General features: G+C 60.2%; 16 protein-coding genes and 2 tRNA genes. 8 read left to right on the top strand and 10 right to left on the bottom strand.

The annotated features are described in order from the left end of the window. Positions 1–320 precede the first annotated feature (320 nt). A complete protein-coding gene (locus NW826_RS09300) occupies positions 321–941 on the top strand; it encodes a uracil-DNA glycosylase (protein ID WP_414337495.1) in 621 nt (206 codons plus the stop codon). A gap of 85 nt (positions 942–1,026) precedes the next feature. Here the strand turns inward: NW826_RS09300 and NW826_RS09295 are convergent, their stop codons facing one another. Beyond that, positions 1,027–1,875, bottom strand: coding sequence for a methyltransferase domain-containing protein (locus NW826_RS09295; protein ID WP_414509974.1), 849 nt, complete (start codon positions 1,873–1,875; stop codon positions 1,027–1,029). A 137-nt stretch (positions 1,876–2,012) separates the two neighbouring features. Between NW826_RS09295 and NW826_RS09290 the strand changes: the two genes are divergently transcribed. Next, positions 2,013–3,629 carry a B12-binding domain-containing radical SAM protein gene (locus tag NW826_RS09290; RefSeq protein WP_414509973.1) on the top strand — a complete coding sequence of 539 codons (1,617 nt, stop codon included), beginning with the start codon at positions 2,013–2,015 and terminating at the stop codon, positions 3,627–3,629. Between the two features lie 6 nt (positions 3,630–3,635). Here NW826_RS09290 and NW826_RS09285 read toward each other — a convergent pair whose 3' ends face one another. Both NW826_RS09285 and NW826_RS09280 read right to left on the bottom strand, forming a co-directional pair. Beyond that, entirely contained in the window at positions 3,636–4,154 is a 519-nt protein-coding gene (locus NW826_RS09285) for an inorganic diphosphatase (RefSeq protein WP_414332700.1), read from the bottom strand. Positions 4,155–4,397: 243 nt separating this feature from the next. After that, positions 4,398–4,469, bottom strand: a tRNA-Asn gene (locus tag NW826_RS09280). Positions 4,470–4,667: 198 nt separating this feature from the next. Between NW826_RS09280 and yidC the strand changes: the two genes are divergently transcribed. From yidC to NW826_RS09260, 4 genes are all read left to right on the top strand, one after another. Further along, a complete protein-coding gene (gene yidC, locus NW826_RS09275; RefSeq protein WP_414509972.1) occupies positions 4,668–5,858 on the top strand; it encodes a membrane protein insertase YidC in 1,191 nt (396 codons plus the stop codon). A gap of 70 nt (positions 5,859–5,928) precedes the next feature. Beyond that, positions 5,929–6,522, top strand: coding sequence for a protein jag (locus NW826_RS09270; RefSeq protein ID WP_414332669.1), 594 nt, complete (start codon positions 5,929–5,931; stop codon positions 6,520–6,522). An 86-nt stretch (positions 6,523–6,608) separates the two neighbouring features. Next, positions 6,609–7,103: a YceD family protein gene (locus NW826_RS09265; protein ID WP_414509971.1), complete on the top strand. Its 495-nt coding sequence runs from the start codon at positions 6,609–6,611 to the stop codon at positions 7,101–7,103. Positions 7,104–7,112: 9 nt separating this feature from the next. Beyond that, a complete protein-coding gene (locus NW826_RS09260; RefSeq protein WP_414509970.1) occupies positions 7,113–8,024 on the top strand; it encodes a homogentisate phytyltransferase in 912 nt (303 codons plus the stop codon). A 49-nt stretch (positions 8,025–8,073) separates the two neighbouring features. Here the strand turns inward: NW826_RS09260 and NW826_RS09255 are convergent, their stop codons facing one another. Then, positions 8,074–8,874, bottom strand: a complete 801-nt coding sequence (locus tag NW826_RS09255; RefSeq protein WP_414332675.1) for a photosystem II S4 domain protein — start codon at positions 8,872–8,874, stop codon at positions 8,074–8,076. Positions 8,875–8,942: 68 nt separating this feature from the next. Between NW826_RS09255 and NW826_RS09250 the strand changes: the two genes are divergently transcribed. Next, positions 8,943–9,015, top strand: a tRNA-His gene (locus NW826_RS09250). A 30-nt stretch (positions 9,016–9,045) separates the two neighbouring features. Here NW826_RS09250 and NW826_RS09245 read toward each other — a convergent pair. Both NW826_RS09245 and NW826_RS09240 read right to left on the bottom strand, forming a co-directional pair. Next, positions 9,046–11,067: a hydantoinase/oxoprolinase family protein gene (locus NW826_RS09245; RefSeq protein WP_414332677.1), complete on the bottom strand. Its 2,022-nt coding sequence runs from the start codon at positions 11,065–11,067 to the stop codon at positions 9,046–9,048. A gap of 242 nt (positions 11,068–11,309) precedes the next feature. Then, complete coding sequence (locus tag NW826_RS09240) at positions 11,310–11,960, bottom strand: peroxiredoxin (RefSeq protein ID WP_414332679.1); 651 nt, start codon at positions 11,958–11,960, stop codon at positions 11,310–11,312. Positions 11,961–12,241: 281 nt separating this feature from the next. Between NW826_RS09240 and NW826_RS09235 the strand changes: the two genes are divergently transcribed. Next, entirely contained in the window at positions 12,242–13,297 is a 1,056-nt protein-coding gene (locus NW826_RS09235) for a hypothetical protein (RefSeq protein ID WP_414509969.1), read from the top strand. A gap of 77 nt (positions 13,298–13,374) precedes the next feature. On the opposite strand, the gene NW826_RS09230 is transcribed toward NW826_RS09235, so the two are convergent. The 4 genes from NW826_RS09230 to psbU form a co-directional block, all read right to left on the bottom strand. After that, the gene (locus NW826_RS09230; protein ID WP_414509968.1) at positions 13,375–14,199 is read right to left on the bottom strand and encodes an alpha/beta hydrolase; all 825 of its coding nucleotides are present in this window, start codon (positions 14,197–14,199) and stop codon (positions 13,375–13,377) included. A gap of 64 nt (positions 14,200–14,263) precedes the next feature. Continuing rightward, positions 14,264–14,848, bottom strand: a complete 585-nt coding sequence (locus NW826_RS09225; RefSeq protein ID WP_414509967.1) for a lysostaphin resistance A-like protein — start codon at positions 14,846–14,848, stop codon at positions 14,264–14,266. A gap of 170 nt (positions 14,849–15,018) precedes the next feature. After that, positions 15,019–16,695 carry a polysaccharide pyruvyl transferase CsaB gene (gene csaB / locus NW826_RS09220; protein ID WP_414509966.1) on the bottom strand — a complete coding sequence of 559 codons (1,677 nt, stop codon included), beginning with the start codon at positions 16,693–16,695 and terminating at the stop codon, positions 15,019–15,021. Positions 16,696–16,717: 22 nt separating this feature from the next. After that, the gene (psbU, locus tag NW826_RS09215) at positions 16,718–17,080 is read right to left on the bottom strand and encodes a photosystem II complex extrinsic protein PsbU (RefSeq protein WP_414336235.1); all 363 of its coding nucleotides are present in this window, start codon (positions 17,078–17,080) and stop codon (positions 16,718–16,720) included. Between the last annotated feature and the right edge of the window lie 203 nt (positions 17,081–17,283).

Below are 17,283 nucleotides of genomic sequence, written 5' to 3'. Positions count from 1 at the left end.
GTACACGGGATCCATGAAGCAACTGGGGCAGAGGAAGAGACAAAAATCTCGCCGTCAAGCGGATGGGGAAACCCCACCCGCCTGCGCGGTGGGGTAGTTCATCAAGACGTAAAGGCTGCCCTTTTGGGGAAAGAGACTCCAAGCTTGACAAGAGCAGAGGAGCAGCCGAAGATCGCTGCACAAGGATCCCTTACCTTGCAATGGCTGCCAAGAAAAGACCCTCGGAGCTTCAGCCCAGCCTATTTGACGATCCCCTAGAGCCACCTGCCTCTGCAACGGAGACGCTTCCCCAATGGGATCAGATCCCGCTCTCGGCTCAGGTGCCCATTCCCCCCGGCACCTATCGGGATCTAGAACAACTGGAGCAGCACTGCCGGGTCTGCCAGCGCTGTGAGTTGGCGGCCAACCGTACCCATGTGGTGGTGCACCGAGGTAACCCTAAAGCCAAGATCGTGATTGTTGGCGAGGGGCCGGGGGAAAACGAAGATCTGCAAGGCCTGCCCTTTGTGGGTAAGTCCGGCCAGTTGCTGGACAAGATCCTGGCCTCGGTGGGGCTGGATCCCGAGCGGGATACTTACATCTGCAATGTGGTCAAATGCCGCCCCCCCAACAACCGCGTACCCACCCAGGCGGAGATGGACGCCTGCCGACCCTATCTCTTGGAGCAGATTCGCCTGGTGGATCCCTGGATCATTTTGTTGACGGGGGCCACTTCGGTGCGCTCCCTTTTGGGGGATAAGCGGGGCATTACCAAGATCCGCGGCGAGTGGATCCAGTGGCAGGGGCGCTGGTGCATGCCCATCTTCCACCCCGCCTACTTGCTGCGCAACCCTGACCGCACCCCCGGCAGCCCCAAGTGGTTGATGTGGCAGGATATTCAGGCGGTGAAGCAGAAGTACCTAGAACTTGCTGGCGCAACGCCACCCCAGCAGGACTTTTGAGCCCACTTTCCCTGTCGCTTACGTGGCCAGCGCTGCTGCCCTCACCCCCAGCCCCTCTCCCAAGGGAGAGGGGGGTATGGGATCCCTAACTTGCAGGCTTGAAGCCGCTCAGCAAGCCAAAGCGCAGCAAGCGGGTGGCATAGGCCCGCCGCATCAGGCCCAGCCCCAGCGCCCCACGAACGGTGACCCAGCCGCTGCGCACCAAAGCCGGGATCCACCGCCAATCGCGAGCCGAGGCAATTACCTCATCCCAAAAGGGGGCCACCCGCTCCGACCAGTCGGCGGTGCGCAACTGCTCGAACCCCACCTCTTGGGCCAGTGCTTCATACTCCGACAAGCTGATGACATAGGGCAGGCAGTACACGTCGTAGATCTGCTGCAAAAGCCGCTGATCCTGGCGGCTCAGGGATCCCTCGCGGTGGCACCAGGTCACCACCATCATCTGCCCGCCCGGCTGCAAGACCCGCCAGCCCTCGGCCAGAAACCGCCGCTTATCTGGCATGTGCTCGCCGCTTTCCAGAGCCCAGACCAGATCGAAGGTGTGGTCGGCAAAGGGCATTTCCAGGGCATCGGCCACCCAAAAGCGCACCCTGTGGCTCAGACTGGCCTCCTGGGCCCGCTGCGTGGCCCGTCGGGCCTGGACAGGGCTGAGGGTAATGCCTGTTACCTCGGCGCCAAAGCGCCGCGCCAGCTCCAGGCTGCTCCCTCCAATGCCACAGCCGAGATCGAGGATGTGCTGAGGGGGTTTAGGATCCCCGATCTGGCCCCATTGAATCACTCGCTCCATGAGATCGATCTGGGCTTGGCGGCGATCCTTGCCGGTCTGGCCCGGCTCATAGTAGCCATGGTGCATGTGCTCCCCCCACACCTGCTCCCACAGGCCGGAGGAAGCATCGTAGAAGCGGCGGATGCGTTGGTTGAGGGGGGAAGCCATCCAGGTAGGAGCGGGTCGGGATCCCTTCCATTCTGGACGATCTGGCCGTCCCTGCTGGCCCTGGACGCAGCCTGACAAAACCCCGATTAAGCTGGGAAAGTAGGCCCTTGCCGCCCATCCCCCTTTCTTAGACTGCCTTGGCCACCTCGGAATTGGCTCTGGAACAGCTTCTCTTCACCCCGGCCACACCTGCGCCTGACGCGGTGCGGGTCATCTACGCCTTTCCCAACACCTACTCCGTAGGGATCACCAGCCTCGGCTACCAGGTCATCTGGAGCCTGCTGGCCAGCCGCCGCGAGGTGGCGGTTGCCCGCCTGTTTACCGACCTGGCCGAGCCGCTGCCGCGGGATCCGGAGCTGGTGGGTTTTTCCCTGTCTTGGGAGCTGGACTACGTCCATATCCTGGATCTGTTGGAACGACAGGGGATCCCCCTCCAGGCCGAGGCGCGGGAAGAAGCGCATCCCTTGGTTTTTGGCGGCGGCCCGGTGTTGACGGCCAACCCTGAGCCCTTTGCTGCGTTCTTTGACTTGATCCTGCTGGGGGATGGGGAGGGGCTGGTGGAGCAGATGATCCAGACCTACCGCCAGGTACGGCAGGGATCCCGGGCCGAAAAGCTGCGGGCGCTGGCTCAGGTGCCGGGGATCTACGTGCCCAGCCTCTACGAAGTCCACTACCGCGGCCCCGACGGCCCGGTGGAAAAGGTCATTCCCAAGCGGGACGGGATCCCCAGCTCCATCCGCAAGCACACCTTCCGCGGCAACACCCTCTCGGTGTCCACCGTGGTTACCCCCAAAGCGGCCTGGGAGAGCATCTACATGGTGGAGGTGGTGCGCAGTTGCCCCGAGATGTGCCGCTTTTGCCTGGCCAGCTACCTGACTTTGCCTTTCCGGGCGGCCGACGTAGAAGGGCATCTGATCCCGGCGGTGGAGCGGGGGCTGCAGGTTACCCAGCGGATTGGCCTTTTGGGGGCTTCGGTAACCCAGCACCCCCAGTTTGAGCCGTTGCTGGAGTACCTGGCGCAGGATCGCTTTGAGCAGGTGCGCCTTAGCCTGGCCTCGGTGCGCACGGGCACGGTCACGCCTCGCTTGGCGCAAGTGCTTTCCCGCCGCGGCAGCCAGTCCATTACCGTGGCCATTGAAAGCGGCTCAGAACGGCTGCGCCGGATCGTCAACAAGAAGCTGACCAATGAAGAAATCTTGGCGGCGGCCGCCCACGCCCAGGCCGGCGGACTGAAGGGGATCAAGTTCTACGGCATGGTGGGGATCCCGGCGGAAACCCAGGCCGACCTGGAAGCGACGGTTGCTCTTTTCAAGGAGCTCAAGAAGGCGGCTCCCCGCCTGCGCTTGACTTTGGGCTGTAGCACCTTTGTGCCCAAGGCCCACACCCCCTTCCAGTGGCAGGGGGTGGATCCCCAGGCCGAGAAAAAGCTGCAGTGGTATCAAAAACATCTGCGTCCCCTGGGCGTGGAGTTCCGTCCCGAAAGCTACAGTTGGTCGGTGATCCAAGCCCTCATCTCGCGGGGGGATCGGCGGGTGGCCCGAGTCTTGCAGTTGGCGCGGCAGTGGGGCGAGTCTCTGGGCAGCTTCCGCCGCGCCTTCAAAGAGCTCAAGGGACAACTGCCGCCCTTGGACTACTACGTGCACAGCGACTGGGATCCAGTGGATCCTCTGCCTTGGCAGCACATCGAAGGCCCTCTCACCCCAGAGCGACTGTTACAACATCGCCAGGAAGCTTTTTCGGTTGGCAGCTCTTGAAGGTGCCTACTTGGGCTGTTTGTAGGCGGCAATGCTACTGGCAATGATCGCCTCGGCTTCGGCCAAGCCTTTCCAGCCCAAGATTTGGGTTTCCTTCTTTTCCAGGCGCTTGTAGGTGGCAAAAAACTCCGCAATCTCATCCAGGCGGTGCTGGGCAATGTCCTCCAGCTTGGTTACCGAAGCGTAGCGGGGATCCTTAGCGGGCACACACAGCAACTTCTCATCCGGATCCCCGCCGTCGATCATCTGCAGCATGCCCAACGGGCGCACCGTGACCACACAGCCGGGGAAGGTGGGCTGATCCATAATCACCAAGCCATCCAAGGGATCCCCATCTCCGGCCAGCGTGTTGGGCACAAAGCCGTAATCGTAAGGATACTGCACCGAGGAGTAGAGCACCCGATCCAGCGCCATCGCCCCCATGTCTTTGTCGAACTCATACTTGTTTTTGCTGCCGCCGGGGATCTCAATCAAAATGTTGAGCAGGCCGGGCTTCGGTTGGGCAGGGATCCGCGACAGGTCGATCACAGCAGGCACCCTCAAAGTGGGAATAGACAGCCAGAGGGTATTTTGACATACTCCCTGCCGCAAAAGATAGAGGGACGCTTTGCCGGGAGCAGCCAACCGGCGAGGCAGGCTCCTCAGCCGGCCTTCACATCCCTTCTCCCCCCATCGGGAGGTGCCCCATCCTCGATAAGACCGAAGACTTGGCCTTCGCCCCCAAGCATGCGGGATCCCGATCCAGCTTTTCGATCAATTGCGGACACACTCCCCGGGCAAGATTCGAACTTGCGACCAATCGGTTAACAGCCGACCGCTCTACCGCTGAGCTACCGAGGATTAAGCGTTTTCCATCATAGGAGAAAAAAGCACCGCTAGGCAACTGCCGATGAGGAGCTCTTGGGTGGCCTTGGGATCCCCAGTTCAGATTGTGCGTGGGTTTGTCAACCCTGCTCTAGCGGAAAGTCCGGGAAAACGTCCTCGTCAACCGGACGGAAGCCATTACAATAGGTTACGGACATTCGCCAGCACCCCCTCATGGACTTCGGAGTCGGATTCCTCTCCAACAACGTCATGCTGCCGATCCTGGACTTTTTCTATGGGATCGTGCCCAGCTATGGACTGGCCATTATCTTCCTGACGTTGGTGATCCGCTTTGCTCTCTACCCGCTCAATGTCGGATCCATCCGCAACATGCGACGCATGAAGGTGATCAACCCTGTCATGCAGCGGCGGATGCGAGAAATCCAGGAGCAGTATCGGGACGATCCGCAAAAGCTGCGCGAAGCCCAGGCCAAGCTGTACAGCGAGCTGGGGGCCAATCCCTTAGGGGGCTGCCTGCCGCTGCTCATTCAAATGCCGGTGCTGTTTGCCCTGTTTGCCACGCTGCGGGGATCCCCCTTTGCCGCAGTGACCTACGACGTCAACTTGCAGATCCTGCCGGCGGAGGTGGCGGCTGAGGTGGTGCCCGCTCCCTACGTTAGCCCCAGCAAGAACATTTTTGTGACCGATTCTCTCCATAAGCCGGTGGTGCTGGTGGTGCCTAAGGGTACCAAGATCGCCGTCGGGGAAGAGGTGCAATTTTTGCTGCAGGGGCCGGGGGGCAAGCCCTTTGAGCAGTTGGTGACAGAAGCAGGTGGGGATCCCAACCTGTTGCAGCCCACCTGGAAGATCACCAAAGGGGAAGATCGCGCCCAGATCCAGCCAGACGGCACCTTGCTGGCCCTGCAGCCGGGGGACGTGACTGTGCAAGTGTCGATTCCCGGTTTGGCCTCGGATACCGGTTTCCTGTTCATCGACAAGTTGGGCCGTGTGGGAGCCTTTGACCCGGATGGCACCATCCACTGGGACATCATTGCCATGATCGTCATCTTTGGGGTGTCCATTTACCTGAACCAGTACCTGACGAACGCCGGACAGGATATGGGCAAAGAGGATCCCAGCCAGAGTTCCATGGCTCGTGTTACCCCGGTGCTGTTCTCGGCGATGTTCCTGTTTTTCCCGTTGCCGGCGGGGGTCTTGCTCTACATCCTCGTCTCCAACATCTTCCAAACGCTGCAGACTTTCTTGCTCTCGCGGGAGCCATTGCCGGAGAACTTGCAGCAGTTGGTGGAAGAGGAGCGCCGTCGGGCTGCCCAGACAATAGCGGTGGAGGCCAAGGAAGTGGAGAAATCGAGCAAGCCCAGGGCAGCCAAGGAAGGCCGTGAATCCCTGCCCTTTGAGCCCTAGGGAAGCCTAGCTGCTGGGGTGGACTTGTTGAGTGTTGATAGCTCACTTTCAACGTTGGAAGCTGCCCAAGATGAGCCGCCCTAAGTCTTCTACGGGATCTGCCGCTAAGAAATCTGACTCCCCCAGCAAGTCCACCTTTGTGGCCAACCAAGAGCGAGCCAAGCAGTGGTTGCAGCAGGTGCTGATGGCCATGGGGATCGCGGCGGAGGTGCGGGTGGTGGGTGAGGTGTTGGAAATCGAGGCGGCTTCTTTGACTTCGGATCAGAAGCAACTCCTGCTCTCCAAGGTGTCTGCATCGCCCTTGCCGTCTTCCAAAGAGGCCGGTCTGGAGGAAGAGCGCTCTCCTGTGGTGCTGGATGCGTTGCAATACCTGGCCAACACCCTTCTCAACCTCAACCTGCCGGAAGACCAGCAGCAGCCCTATATTTTGGATCTAGACGGCTATCGTCAGCGGCGTTTGCAGGAGCTGAAGGCTTTGGTGGCTGCTGCTGTGGAAAAGGTGAGAGCCGGTGGCCGCGAATACGAGTTTCCAGATCTCTCGGCTGCTGAGCGGCGGCAGATCCACACGCTGCTGAAAGACCCTGCCTACGCCGATTTGGAAACCTTCAGCCGTGGTAAAGAGCCCGACCGTCGCCTGGTGATCCGACTGGCTTCCTCGTCCTGAAAATTTGGGCCGCGACCCGTTGAGCTCTCTTGCTACCCTGACAACAGGGATCCCTGCTACCCAAAACGTGCGAAGGAGGGGGCGCGATGTTAAGGCCCATTCGTCTATCCGATCTGCGGCAGATGCCAGGTCAGACCCAGGCGTTGCAGTTCAAGCAATTTTTTGCGGGCTTTGAGAGCTTGACCCCTGTCGAGGGATCCCTAGAAGTCAGCCATCGGGGCCACTTTCTCGAGGTCAGTGCCGAAGCCCACACCATTGTGACTCTCACCTGTCACCGTTGCCTACAGCAGTTTAACCACCGGCTGCATCTGGCAGTTGAGGAGATCATCCTGATCCGGGAGCCCAGTTCCGAGCCTCTGCCCTTGGAGCTGGAATTGCAAGACGAAGCAGATCTGCTGGAGAGCCTGCCCTGCAATGGTGAGCTGGATGTCGAAGACTGGATGTACCAGCACCTACATCTGGAGATGCCCCGCCAGTTGCCCTGCCGTCCCGATTGTCCGGGCATTGGGGTGGAATCTCCCGCGCCGGCGGTGGATCCCCGCTGGGCAGCTTTGGCCTCTTTCTTGAAAGATTCTCCCTAGCTTTTTTGAATGTTGCGTCCACAAGTTCTCTGGCGTTTTGCTCGGCCTCACACCGTCTATGGCACCAGCGCCAGCGTGCTGGGCCTCTACCTGTTGGCGGGGTTCGTGGCTGCCGGATCCCTGCAACCGGTTCTCTCGGCGCTGCCCCAATTGGGCTTGGCTTGGGCGGCCTGTTTGGCCGCCAACGTTTACATCGTCGGCTTGAATCAACTGACGGATGTGGAAATCGATCGCGTCAACAAACCCCATTTGCCCTTGGCTGCCGGATCCCTGAGTTGGCGACAGGGGCTGGGGATCGTCGTGGCTTGTGGGGCGGCGTCCCTCCTGCTGGCCGCGGCTGGGATCCCTTACCTGTTGCTGACGGTGCTGTTGAGCAATGGGATCGGCACGGCCTATTCGTTGCCCCCCTTGCGTTTGAAGCGGTTTCCGCTGGCGGCCTCGGCTTGCATTTACAGCGTGCGCGGTTTGATCGTCAATTTGGGCCTTTACAGCCATTTTCAGCAGGTGATGCAAGGAAGGGTCGAGCTTTCTGCTCCGATTGTTTGGCTAACGGGATTTATGTCGATTTTCGGCTTGGTGATCGCCCTTTTTAAAGATATTCCCGACATGGAGGGGGATCGCCAGTTTGCCATTGCCACCTTCTCATTGCGCTTTGGGCCAGAGCGGATTTCAAGGTTTTGTATCACCATTTTGGCCTTTTGCTATCTGGGGTTTATCGGGGTGGGGATCTCCTTGCCCCTCGCGGGCAACGGCCTCTGGCTGTTGGTGGGTCATTTGTTAGGGCTGGGGATCCTCTTATGCTATGGTGTCCACCTCGATCTCAGTCGCCGAGATGCGATCGTTGGTTATTATCAACTGATCTGGAAGTTGTTTTACTTAGAGTATTTGCTTTATCCTTGGGCTTTTTTCTCTTTTTTCTAGAGCATTTTCCTGTAGCTAAGGATCTGCCCAAGCTCAGGCCAGAAAAAACCTAGAGATACCGCTTCATTTGGACTCGAAAGCGGCCTTTCTTTGTTTCGGCTACCTCTTCAATTTGCAGCCGGCCGCGGCCACGAATGGCGATCCAATCCTGAGGGCCAACGGTGTAGCTGGCTTGGGTAATGGGCTTCCAATTGACCCGCACTTCCCCCCGTTGGATTTCTTCCACCATCTTGCTGCGGGAGATGCCGAACCCGGCTGAGGCCACTGCATCCAAGCGCAAAGAGGCTTCCACGCTGGTGATGGATTTGACGCGGGGGGGTTGAACTTTCAACTGGCTCAGAGGGATCCGGCTCACTTTGACAGGCACCGTGCGCACCTGAGTCAGGTTGAGGCTGAGATAGTCCACCAGTTCGGGCACCACAATGGCCTGGGCACCTGAGTCTCCCAACACGAGGATGTCTCCCACCTTCTCGCGGGCGATGCCGGCTGCCAACAAGGCTCCCAGAAAATCCCGGTGGGTGGCCGGGTCGAACAGGAAGTTGCCTTGAATCTGCAGGGCGGCCAAGGGGATCCCTTCTTGATCGGGCTTTGGATCCCCGACCTCCAGACTCACTTCAGAGCGAGCCAGGGCCAAGCGTTGGCGCTCTGCCTGGGGGTACCCTCCCCAAGCCCACACTTGGAGTTCGGTCAAGTTGCGCAGCCGAGCTTGCACCTCGGCTAGTTCGGGTGGGGAAAGGAAGTCGCTCCAGACCACTTGCCAGGTTTTGAGGGCTTGGTCTCCCCAATCCAAGACCCGTGCCAGGGTTTCTCGATACTCTGCCCCTTGCAGTAAATCGGCTTTGGGTAGCATTTTGGGGTGCTTCGACTTTGTAGCTCAGTCCCGTTTTTCCCATGCTAAGCTAGATACCCGAAATCCTGGCGGGCGTAGCCAAGCGGTTAAGGCAGAGGATTGTGGATCCTCCATTCGTGGGTTCGAGTCCCATCGTCCGCCCTCACCTCTCTCCCAACGTGAGAGATGAGTTCATCCGCAGCTCAAGACCAAGGTTCCCACGGCGTCAATGGCAGCCGTCCAACCGGCGTCGATTACCGCAGTTGCCTCCGGCATCTCGACGATCGCCGGCCCGCGCAGTTGAAACCCCACACCCATGCGCTGCCGATCGTAGACCGGCACTGACCGCATCTGGCCGCCCATCCAGGCCTCTCGCCGCCCCTTGAGGGGATCCCCTGGCAAAGGGCAAGGTGCAGTCAGAGGCACGGTGGGCAGAGCCTGCACCGCCCGCAGACGCAACTGGATCGCCTCCACCGGCTGGGCCGAATCCTGCCAGCCATAGCGCTGCCGGTGGGCCTGGTGAAACTGTTGTTCCAGGCGAGCAATCGGCTCTGACAGGTGCACCGGGATCTCCAGCTCGAAAGACTGGCCGCGATAGCGCAAGTCCAAGCTAAAGTGCAGCGCCGGCTCTTGTAAGTCGGCTTGGGCCTGGCGGATCAGGGGTTCTGCCCACTGGGCTAGCAGGGATCCCCCTGAATCCGACGCCAGCCGCTGCAAGGGTTGTAGGATGGCCCGCCGGTAGTCCCGCCGCAGATCGGCCAAAGCCATGCCCAGTGCCGAGAGCACGCCACAGGCAGCCGGGATCAAGATCTTGCGGATGCCCAGCTCTTCCGCCAGAGCACAGGCATGCATGGGCCCAGCTCCACCAAAGGCCAGCAGGGCAAAATCGGCAGGATCCCAGCCCCGCTCCACGCTGATCACCCGCAAGGCCCGTGACATGGCAGCGTTGGCCAGGGTGCGAATCCCAACGGCAGTTTCCTGCAAGCTCAAGCCCAAGGGATCCGCCAGCGTGGCTATGGCTTGTTCCGCCAGCTCCCGCCGCAACTGGACGGAGTCGCCCAACCGACCGCCGTCCGGCAAGTACCCCAGCCAGAGGTTGGCATCGGTCACCGTGGGAGCCGTTCCCCCTCGGCCGTAGCCGGCCGGCCCGGGGTTGGAGCCGGCACTCTCCGGCCCCACCTGCAGCCCACCGCCCGGCAACAAAGAGGCCAGGGATCCGCCGCCGGCGCTGACGGTGTGGATATCGATTTGGGGCTGCTGCACCGGCAGGCCGCACACCACCGCTGACGGGCTGACCTGAGGGATCCCATCTTGGATGAGGGCTACATCGGTGCTGGTTCCCCCCATATCGAAGCTGAGCAAGTGGAGGTAGCCGCTCAGGCGACCCAGATAGGCCGCCCCGTAAACCCCACCTGCCGGCCCCGAGAGCAAAGCCACCGAAGCGTGGGCCGCCGCCTGGGCAATCGAGGTCACCCCGCCGGAAGACTGCATGATCAAGGGTTGGGGGATCCCTCTCTCTCGACATCCTGAATCCAAGCGGTGCAGGTAGCCCGCCAGCGCCGGGCTGAGGTAGGCATCGAGGGCGGTGGTGCTGAAGCGCTCGTATTCCCGAAACTCCGGCGCTACCTCGCAAGACAAGGAAACGTGCAAGTCAGGGAAAGCCTCTTTCAAAGCGGCTCCCAGCCGCTGCTCATGCTCTGGGTAGAGAAAGGAAAACAAAAACCCCACCCCCACGGCGCGGATCCCGTCCTGCCGCACCCGCTCGCCCACCGCCTGGATCACGCGGCGGATCTCCTCCTCGGTCAGCGGCTCCAACACCCCGTCCACGCTGCAACGCTCCTTCACCTCCAGGCAACAGTGGCGGGGTACCACCGGCTCCGGCTTGGGCTGCGTCAAGTCATACAGAGAGGGGCGGTTTTGACGGCCAATGGCCAGCACATCGCGAAAACCCGCCGTGGTCAGAAACAGGGTGGGGGATCCCTTGCGCTCCAGCAGCGCGTTGGTGGCCACCGTCATGCCATGGCAGAACAAGTCAACCCAGAGCCCCCCTTTGAGCGCACCCAGCTTGTCCAGCGCTGCCAAGACCCCCTCCTCAGGGCTAGGTGTAGAGAGCACCTTCGCCGTCTGAATCTGGCCATCCTGCAAGAGCACCAGATCAGTAAAGGTGCCGCCCACATCGATCCCCAAGCGAGCCCAGCCTCGGCTTGCTGTCATCTGATCCAGATTGGTCGGATGTGACATACTCCCGACTCACGCCTAGTGATTTGGTACCTTGAAGCGGGGCTTGCCGGAACTGTCACCCTTATCGTATCTTCCCATAGGGCATTCCCCCAGCGCCCTGGCTCTGATCCCGACAGCCATCCTGAGGATAGGGTGCGGGGTTTCCCGCCAAAAAAAGATCCCCAAGAGGGGATCTCAATCGAGTCGATCACCAATCGGTTGGATTGCCGAGACTTTTACTTGTTGGGCTGAGGGGTGACCCGCAGGTAGGGCTTAATTTCCTTGTAGCCTTTCGGGAACTTTTCTTTGAGCACTTCCGGATCTTTCAGCGAAGGCGGGATAATGACATCGTCGCCGTCTTTCCAGTCGGCAGGGGTGACGACGCTGTACTTATCCGTCAACTGTAGAGCATCGATGGCCCGCAAAAGCTCGTCGAAGTTGCGGCCCGTGCTGGCCGGATAGGTGAGGATGAGGCGTATCTTCTTGTTGGGATCGATAACGAACACCGAGCGCACCGTCAAGGGCAGCCCTTCCTGGTTGAGGTTGGTTTGATCCAACATGCCGTAGAGCTGCGAGACCTTGCGGTCAACGTCCGCCAAAATCGGGTAGGTCAAGGTAGCGTTCTGGGTTTCTTCAATGTCTTTCACCCAGCCAACGTGGGAGTCCACATCGTCCACACTGAGGGCCAGCACCTTCACCCCTCGCTTTTCAAATTCGGGCATCAGCTTGGCAACAGTACCCAGCTCGGTGGTGCAGACCGGCGTGTAGTCGGCAGGGTGGGAGAACAACACTACCCAGCTATCCCCGGCCCAGGAATAGAAGTCGATTTCGCCGTGGGTGGACTTTTGCGTAAAATTGGGAGCCGTATCGCCAAGTCGGAGAGACATACGCTCTTTCTCCTCAGTAAAGGGTTCAGTCCGGTGAGGTCAGGATCCGGATCCTTGCATCGATCCGTCTGCTGTCTATTTTGCCACAAAAACTCCACTTTTCCGAGCGGATTTTAGGTGATTTTAAGATCATCGCCAACTTGTCCGCAAGGTGAGAAGCCCTTTCCTAATGTGAACAATTGTTGTGGGCAGTCTTAACATTCTGTAGTTTCCTTACAGGCTGCAACGGCGGCATGCTAGGGGTATTGTAGGCAACAGAATCTAGCTCCTCTGCTGAGGTCATGGGATCGATGGAAAGCCTAGAAGCAGCTACACCTTACAGCCTGGCCACCCTGTGGGCCCAAAAATATGTAGACAAGTTGCGGGCGCAGGCGGCCTTGGGCGAGCTGCCAGGTACCCAATTAGCCGACAAAGTGAAGGGATCCCTGCGCTTTGCCAGCTCCCAGGCCTGGGCCAAGACGGAGCGGCTCTTGGCTGCTGAAATCCCGAGGCAGCGGCTGGATCCGGACTTGATCGATCCCTGGCAAATTGCCGAGGATTCCCGAGAGTTATTTGAGGCGGCAGCGGAAAGTTGTGGGGAGGGCCTCTCGCCAGCCTGCTTTTCGGTGCAGATCGCGCCGCTCTGTGGACGGCTGCGGGCCCGCTACAGTGAACGGGATCCGCGGGTGCTGGGCTTTTTAAGTATGCAATTCCACTACACGGGGCAAATGGTCTCGCAAGCCTTGTCACCTCAGGAGCGCGGCCTCTTCCAACCTTACTTGAAGGTCATGGACGACCACCTGTACATGCCCCTACAAAGAATGTATGAGAATGCCGCCGCCCATGCAGGCGATACCTTTTCCGCCCCCCTGGCTGCCGTGCAAGAGCTCTTGCCCCTGATTACCGGTGTGGCAGAGTCTATCTGTGCTGAGGTGGCGCAGCGTTTTCCGAACTATCACTGTGAAAGCGGCCTCTTGGCGGATCTGGAAGTGCGGATTTCCAGCATCCGCGATGTGGAGATGTTCCAGGTGTACCTGGGCCTCTGCGTCCTGGAAGGCAGTGTGATGGCTGTGCAGCAGGAGCTGTTTCCCCTTTGTGTGATGCTCTACCCTCCTTTGAAGGTGGAGTGGAAGCTGGTGCGGCAGATGCTGGAGCTTTTGGACGAGGCGCTGCGCTTTCAGCTCACCCCCGCCAGCTATACCGTCCTGCTGCCTTATCTGCGGGCTGTGCAGGGCATGTTCTCGCTGGAGGTTTTCCCCGAAAGCGACCCCATCTGGAGTCACCATCCTGACGTGGTGCGCTTTATGGGAACGGCGCAGGAGCTGTTGCAAGAACTGATGGGTCAAAAAGTCACTTAAAAATCCTCACGCTTGTCCACTTCTGTCTTTGCAGCAGGACAGGCTGTTAGGCTAGCGCTATTCCAATCCGCTGGGATCTACGGATTGTCCAGGAAAGGGTTGGGATCCACCAGCTCGGCCACAAATTGGTGCAGGATGGGCAGGTAGCGCTCCCCGGCCACCTGGAGCAAGTTGTTGTGATCGGCTCCCTCGATGGGCACCAAACGCTTGGGATCCCGTGCCGCTTGGTAAAGAGTTTCGGCATGCCAGAAGGGGATTAGGCGATCTTGGGTGCCGTGCAAAATCAGCAGTGGGCAGTTGATCTGGGCAATGCGGCTGAGGTTGTCGAAGCGATCAAAAGGCAGCAGGGGGATGCGGGTCAAGACGCGAAAAGCGGTTACAAAGGTGGATTCCAGGATCAAGCCACCCACCGGCTTTTGGGCTGCCAAGTAAACTGAGGGCCCACCTCCCACCGAGCGTCCGTAAAGCAAAATCCGCTCCGGCGGGATCCCCTGATCTCGTAGGTAAGCGTAGGCCGCTTCAATGTCTTTGTAGGCGCCGGCCTCAGAAGGGATCCCTTCGCTGGTGCCGTAGCCGCGGTAGTCGTAGGCCAAGACGGCAAACCCCCCCTGCTGCAGCTTCCTCAGGCGCGGCAGGATATCCCCCAAGTCCTCGGCGTTGCCGTGGCTGTAGAGGAGAGCATAGGTGGCTGCGGGATTGGGCAGGTAGACTGCCGAAATCTGCAGGCCATCGGCGGTGGTGAGCTTGAGAATGGCGTCCCCATCCTGGTAGCTGGCGGGGCGGGGCAAAAAGATCAGCCGCTCTGATTGAAATCGGCCCAGCCAGAGCAGGAGGCCGATGAGCAGCAAGGATGGCCCCAGCCGCAGTCCCAGAAAGGATGCAAAAATCAAAGGCTTGCCCATTGCTCCTTCCCCTCACCCCCAACCCCTCTCCCAGAGGGAGAGGGGGGCGGCGACGTCGAGCACTTCAGGATTCGGCTGGCAGGGCAGAACATTTCCAGAGGCAAACCCCAATCCAGTTAACCAAAGTATGGGCGACGATGGTTACCAACAGGTTTCCCGATAGCCACACGCCCAGCCCCAGGAGGATGCCCACGGCGCTGGCCCAGACGGCATAGGGCCAACCCTGCCACTCTAGCCAGTGCAAAACCCCAAACAAGAGGCCGCTCAGGAGGATCCCGCCTGTCCACCCCAAGGGGCTGGCCACCAGCGCTGCCATCAGCACACCGCGAAACAGCCACTCCTCGCTCCAGCCCGGTAGCACCCCCACCCAGAAGATATCCCGCCATTGCAAGGGATCCGCCACCAGGTGCAAGTAGGCGGAAGCCGCCCGGCGATAGGCCGGCCAAAGCCAGTAAGCCCCGCCGCTGAGCAGCGCCACCCCCAGCCCCAGCGCCGCTCCCCAGGCGACGGCCAGCGGATCCCAGCAAAAGGGCACGCGGAGGGATCCCAGCCAGATCCAGAGGCCGGCGATGAGGGCCAGGATCAGGCTGGTGAGGCCCATCCCGATCAAGATCTGTTGGCGCGTACAGGGTTGCATCTTGGCACTCATGGGAGGAGCCTATTTCCAGCGTAGGGCGAATTCCGATAAGAACGGCTGCCCGAATCCACACTGGCAGCGGGGAAGACTCTAAGTTGATGCTCTCCCCAGCTCTAGAGAGCGGGGTTTGCGCCGCCATTGCCTCGGCCAAGGGGGTAGGAGCTTGGGATCCCCCCTCTCCTTTAAGGCAAGTGCTGCCTCAGCAACTGGCCGTGCTGGGCCGATCGCTCCACCCAAACGGCCACTTGGTCAGGGCCGAGGGCTGGCCCGTCGGCATAGCAGGCCAGCCAAGCCCGGTGCAAAGCTTCGGGATCCTCTGGGATCGCCTCGAGATCCCAGCCGGGCATGCCCAATTCCCCGAGTAGCGTTTTTACCTTGGGATCGTAGCTGAGGCCAAAGCAGGCGCAACCCTCAGCCGCCGCCATCACCAAGCCGTGGTAGCGCATAACGATTGCCAATTTCACCCCCCGAAAGACCCCCTTTAAAAGACAGGGATCCCGAATCTCCAAAACCCGGCTGTGGCCGGGCAGGCGCTGTTGCAGCTGTTGCGCTAAGCAGTAGTCTGGCCCCAGGTCGGGGGATCTGGGAGGAGCCAGTTGGAAGGGCAGCAAAAGGAGATAGGCCCCCGTCGAGACCTGGAGGCGCCTCAAGCCTTCCGCCAAAGTCTCAAGTCGCGCTGGAGTGAGCTGGGGATGCTGCCGCAAGACCACGGCAATGCGGGGCTGAGGCCATCTTTCCCACTCCGGCAGGGTTTCGGCGGGCAGGCCCCAAACCGGATCCGGGGCCACCTGATGGGGGATCCCCCAGTCTCGCAGCCATTGGGAGGCAACGGCGTCGCGCACACTGATGGCCGTACAACCTGCTAGAGACCGGCGGGCCAGCTCGCGGATCCAGCCCCGCTGCAAGGGGCCGATCCCCTGGGCCCAAGCCAAGGTTTTCAGCCCCCGCCGCTGGGCCCAGAGCATCAACCCCAGATAGTAGAGCGGGCTGCGCCAACTGGTGCGATCCTGCAGCAGGCTGCCCCCACCCCAGATAAAAGCTTGAGACTGCCTCAGATAGCGCCGCAAAGCCCATCCATCGAAGCGCGGGCAGGCCATCACCCCATAGGTGGCAGCCGTTTCCGCAGGGCGGGGAGAAAGCACCACCGGCTGTACGGGGTTGGGCAACTGCCGGAGCTGCTGCAGCAAAGCCAGCAACAGGGCCTCGTCGCCGGCATTGCCGTAGCCGTGGTAGCCACATATCAAAACCTGGGGCTGCTTCATCGAGCCCACTTGGCTGAAAGAAGCTGGCCTGGGATCGCTAGATGGCAAGTTTAATCCTGCCAAAACAGCAGTGGCCGCCTTCAACTCTTGCCGCAGCTTGGTATCCTCCATCTCGGCGATTGCTCTGGCCACCTGCCGCAGACGGGGCTCTGGATCGTCCGGCTCTGCCAGTACCGCCAGGGGCAAAAGGCCAGGGTATTGGGATAAAACTTCTGGATCCTGTTCCCACAGGCGCAAGACCTCAAAGCGATGGGATAGGGATCCCCGTTGGAAAGAAGTTTGGTACACCCGTTCCGACTGGGTTTTTCTCAGGTAGACGACAACCTGCCGCACCTCCTGGGCAGGATAGCGGCGATACAGGCGCAGGCAGTAGTCTGCCATGCGAAAGGGGATCTCGGGATCCGGATCGGTCTGGAATTCGAGGTGCAGGATCAAGTTTTGGGCCCTCAAGAGGATGAGGGAATCGGCTCTGATGGGCTCGCTGGAGAGCTCTGTTGGCTGGATTTGGGCCAAGGGAACCGGGGATCCCAGTAGCCAGCGGGCAAAGGAGTCGGGAAACCACTCTACCAGGTACTTGCAGACGTTGTCGTAGGCCATGGGATCCCTTGGCTGGCCGGGATCAGCCGTAGTAGCCTTGGTTGATGCGGTTTTCCAGTTGGTTGGCCCCCTCTTGGTACTCCCCAAACACGAAGTTCTCCGCGTTCGCCTTGATCAGGGCCTTCTGCTGCTCCGTCAATTCTGGGATCTGCAACATGTCCTCCAGGCTGTTGTAGGGAGCATTTTTCACCAGAATACGGGCCAGGGTGGGATAGAAGCCAGGCAACTGGCGGTAGTTGCGCAGGATGGTGTTGTTCACATCGATGGGAGTGTCAAGATGTTTCACCGGCGGAAGCTCTGCCGCCACGGCCGGGATCCCCAAGGGGGCCAAGCACAGACAGAGCATCAACAGGATAGACACCAAAGCAGACAACAGCCGACGCATAGCACCACCTTTGCAGACAAGGTTGAAAGCAGTCATGACAACGCTTAGGGGATAGGTCGCTAACATTCTTCGACCATTTAGTGTCTCATCCCCGCTCCCCCGAATCGAGACCCAGATTCAGATTTGGATCCCGTCAGAAACAATTTTTAACAACTATGATCGGGGAATAGCCTTTTGGCAGCTGACCAACTGCTCATCGCTTT

Source organism: Synechococcus sp. OH20 (genome assembly GCF_047502685.1).
Lineage (GTDB): Bacteria > Cyanobacteriota > Cyanobacteriia > Thermostichales > Thermostichaceae > Thermostichus.
The sequence above is the reverse complement of the archived record's forward strand: the minus strand, read 5'-3'. Positions and strand labels throughout refer to the sequence as shown.

Bases quoted from the DNA above. Each gene is read 5' to 3' on its own strand.
- NW826_RS09295 (WP_414509974.1), bottom strand. From the start codon at position 1,875: ATGGCTTCCCCCCTCAACCAACGCATCCGCCGCTTCTACGATGCTTCC.
- yidC (WP_414509972.1), top strand. From the start codon at position 4,668: ATGGACTTCGGAGTCGGATTCCTCTCCAACAACGTCATGCTGCCGATC.
- NW826_RS09270 (WP_414332669.1), top strand. From the start codon at position 5,929: ATGAGCCGCCCTAAGTCTTCTACGGGATCTGCCGCTAAGAAATCTGAC.
- NW826_RS09265 (WP_414509971.1), top strand. From the start codon at position 6,609: ATGTTAAGGCCCATTCGTCTATCCGATCTGCGGCAGATGCCAGGTCAG.
- NW826_RS09260 (WP_414509970.1), top strand. From the start codon at position 7,113: ATGTTGCGTCCACAAGTTCTCTGGCGTTTTGCTCGGCCTCACACCGTC.
- NW826_RS09255 (WP_414332675.1), bottom strand. From the start codon at position 8,874: ATGCTACCCAAAGCCGATTTACTGCAAGGGGCAGAGTATCGAGAAACC.
- NW826_RS09245 (WP_414332677.1), bottom strand. From the start codon at position 11,067: ATGACAGCAAGCCGAGGCTGGGCTCGCTTGGGGATCGATGTGGGCGGC.
- NW826_RS09240 (WP_414332679.1), bottom strand. From the start codon at position 11,960: ATGTCTCTCCGACTTGGCGATACGGCTCCCAATTTTACGCAAAAGTCC.
- NW826_RS09235 (WP_414509969.1), top strand. From the start codon at position 12,242: ATGGGATCGATGGAAAGCCTAGAAGCAGCTACACCTTACAGCCTGGCC.
- NW826_RS09230 (WP_414509968.1), bottom strand. From the start codon at position 14,199: ATGGGCAAGCCTTTGATTTTTGCATCCTTTCTGGGACTGCGGCTGGGG.
- NW826_RS09225 (WP_414509967.1), bottom strand. From the start codon at position 14,848: ATGAGTGCCAAGATGCAACCCTGTACGCGCCAACAGATCTTGATCGGG.
- csaB (WP_414509966.1), bottom strand. From the start codon at position 16,695: ATGGCCTACGACAACGTCTGCAAGTACCTGGTAGAGTGGTTTCCCGAC.
- psbU (WP_414336235.1), bottom strand. From the start codon at position 17,080: ATGCGTCGGCTGTTGTCTGCTTTGGTGTCTATCCTGTTGATGCTCTGT.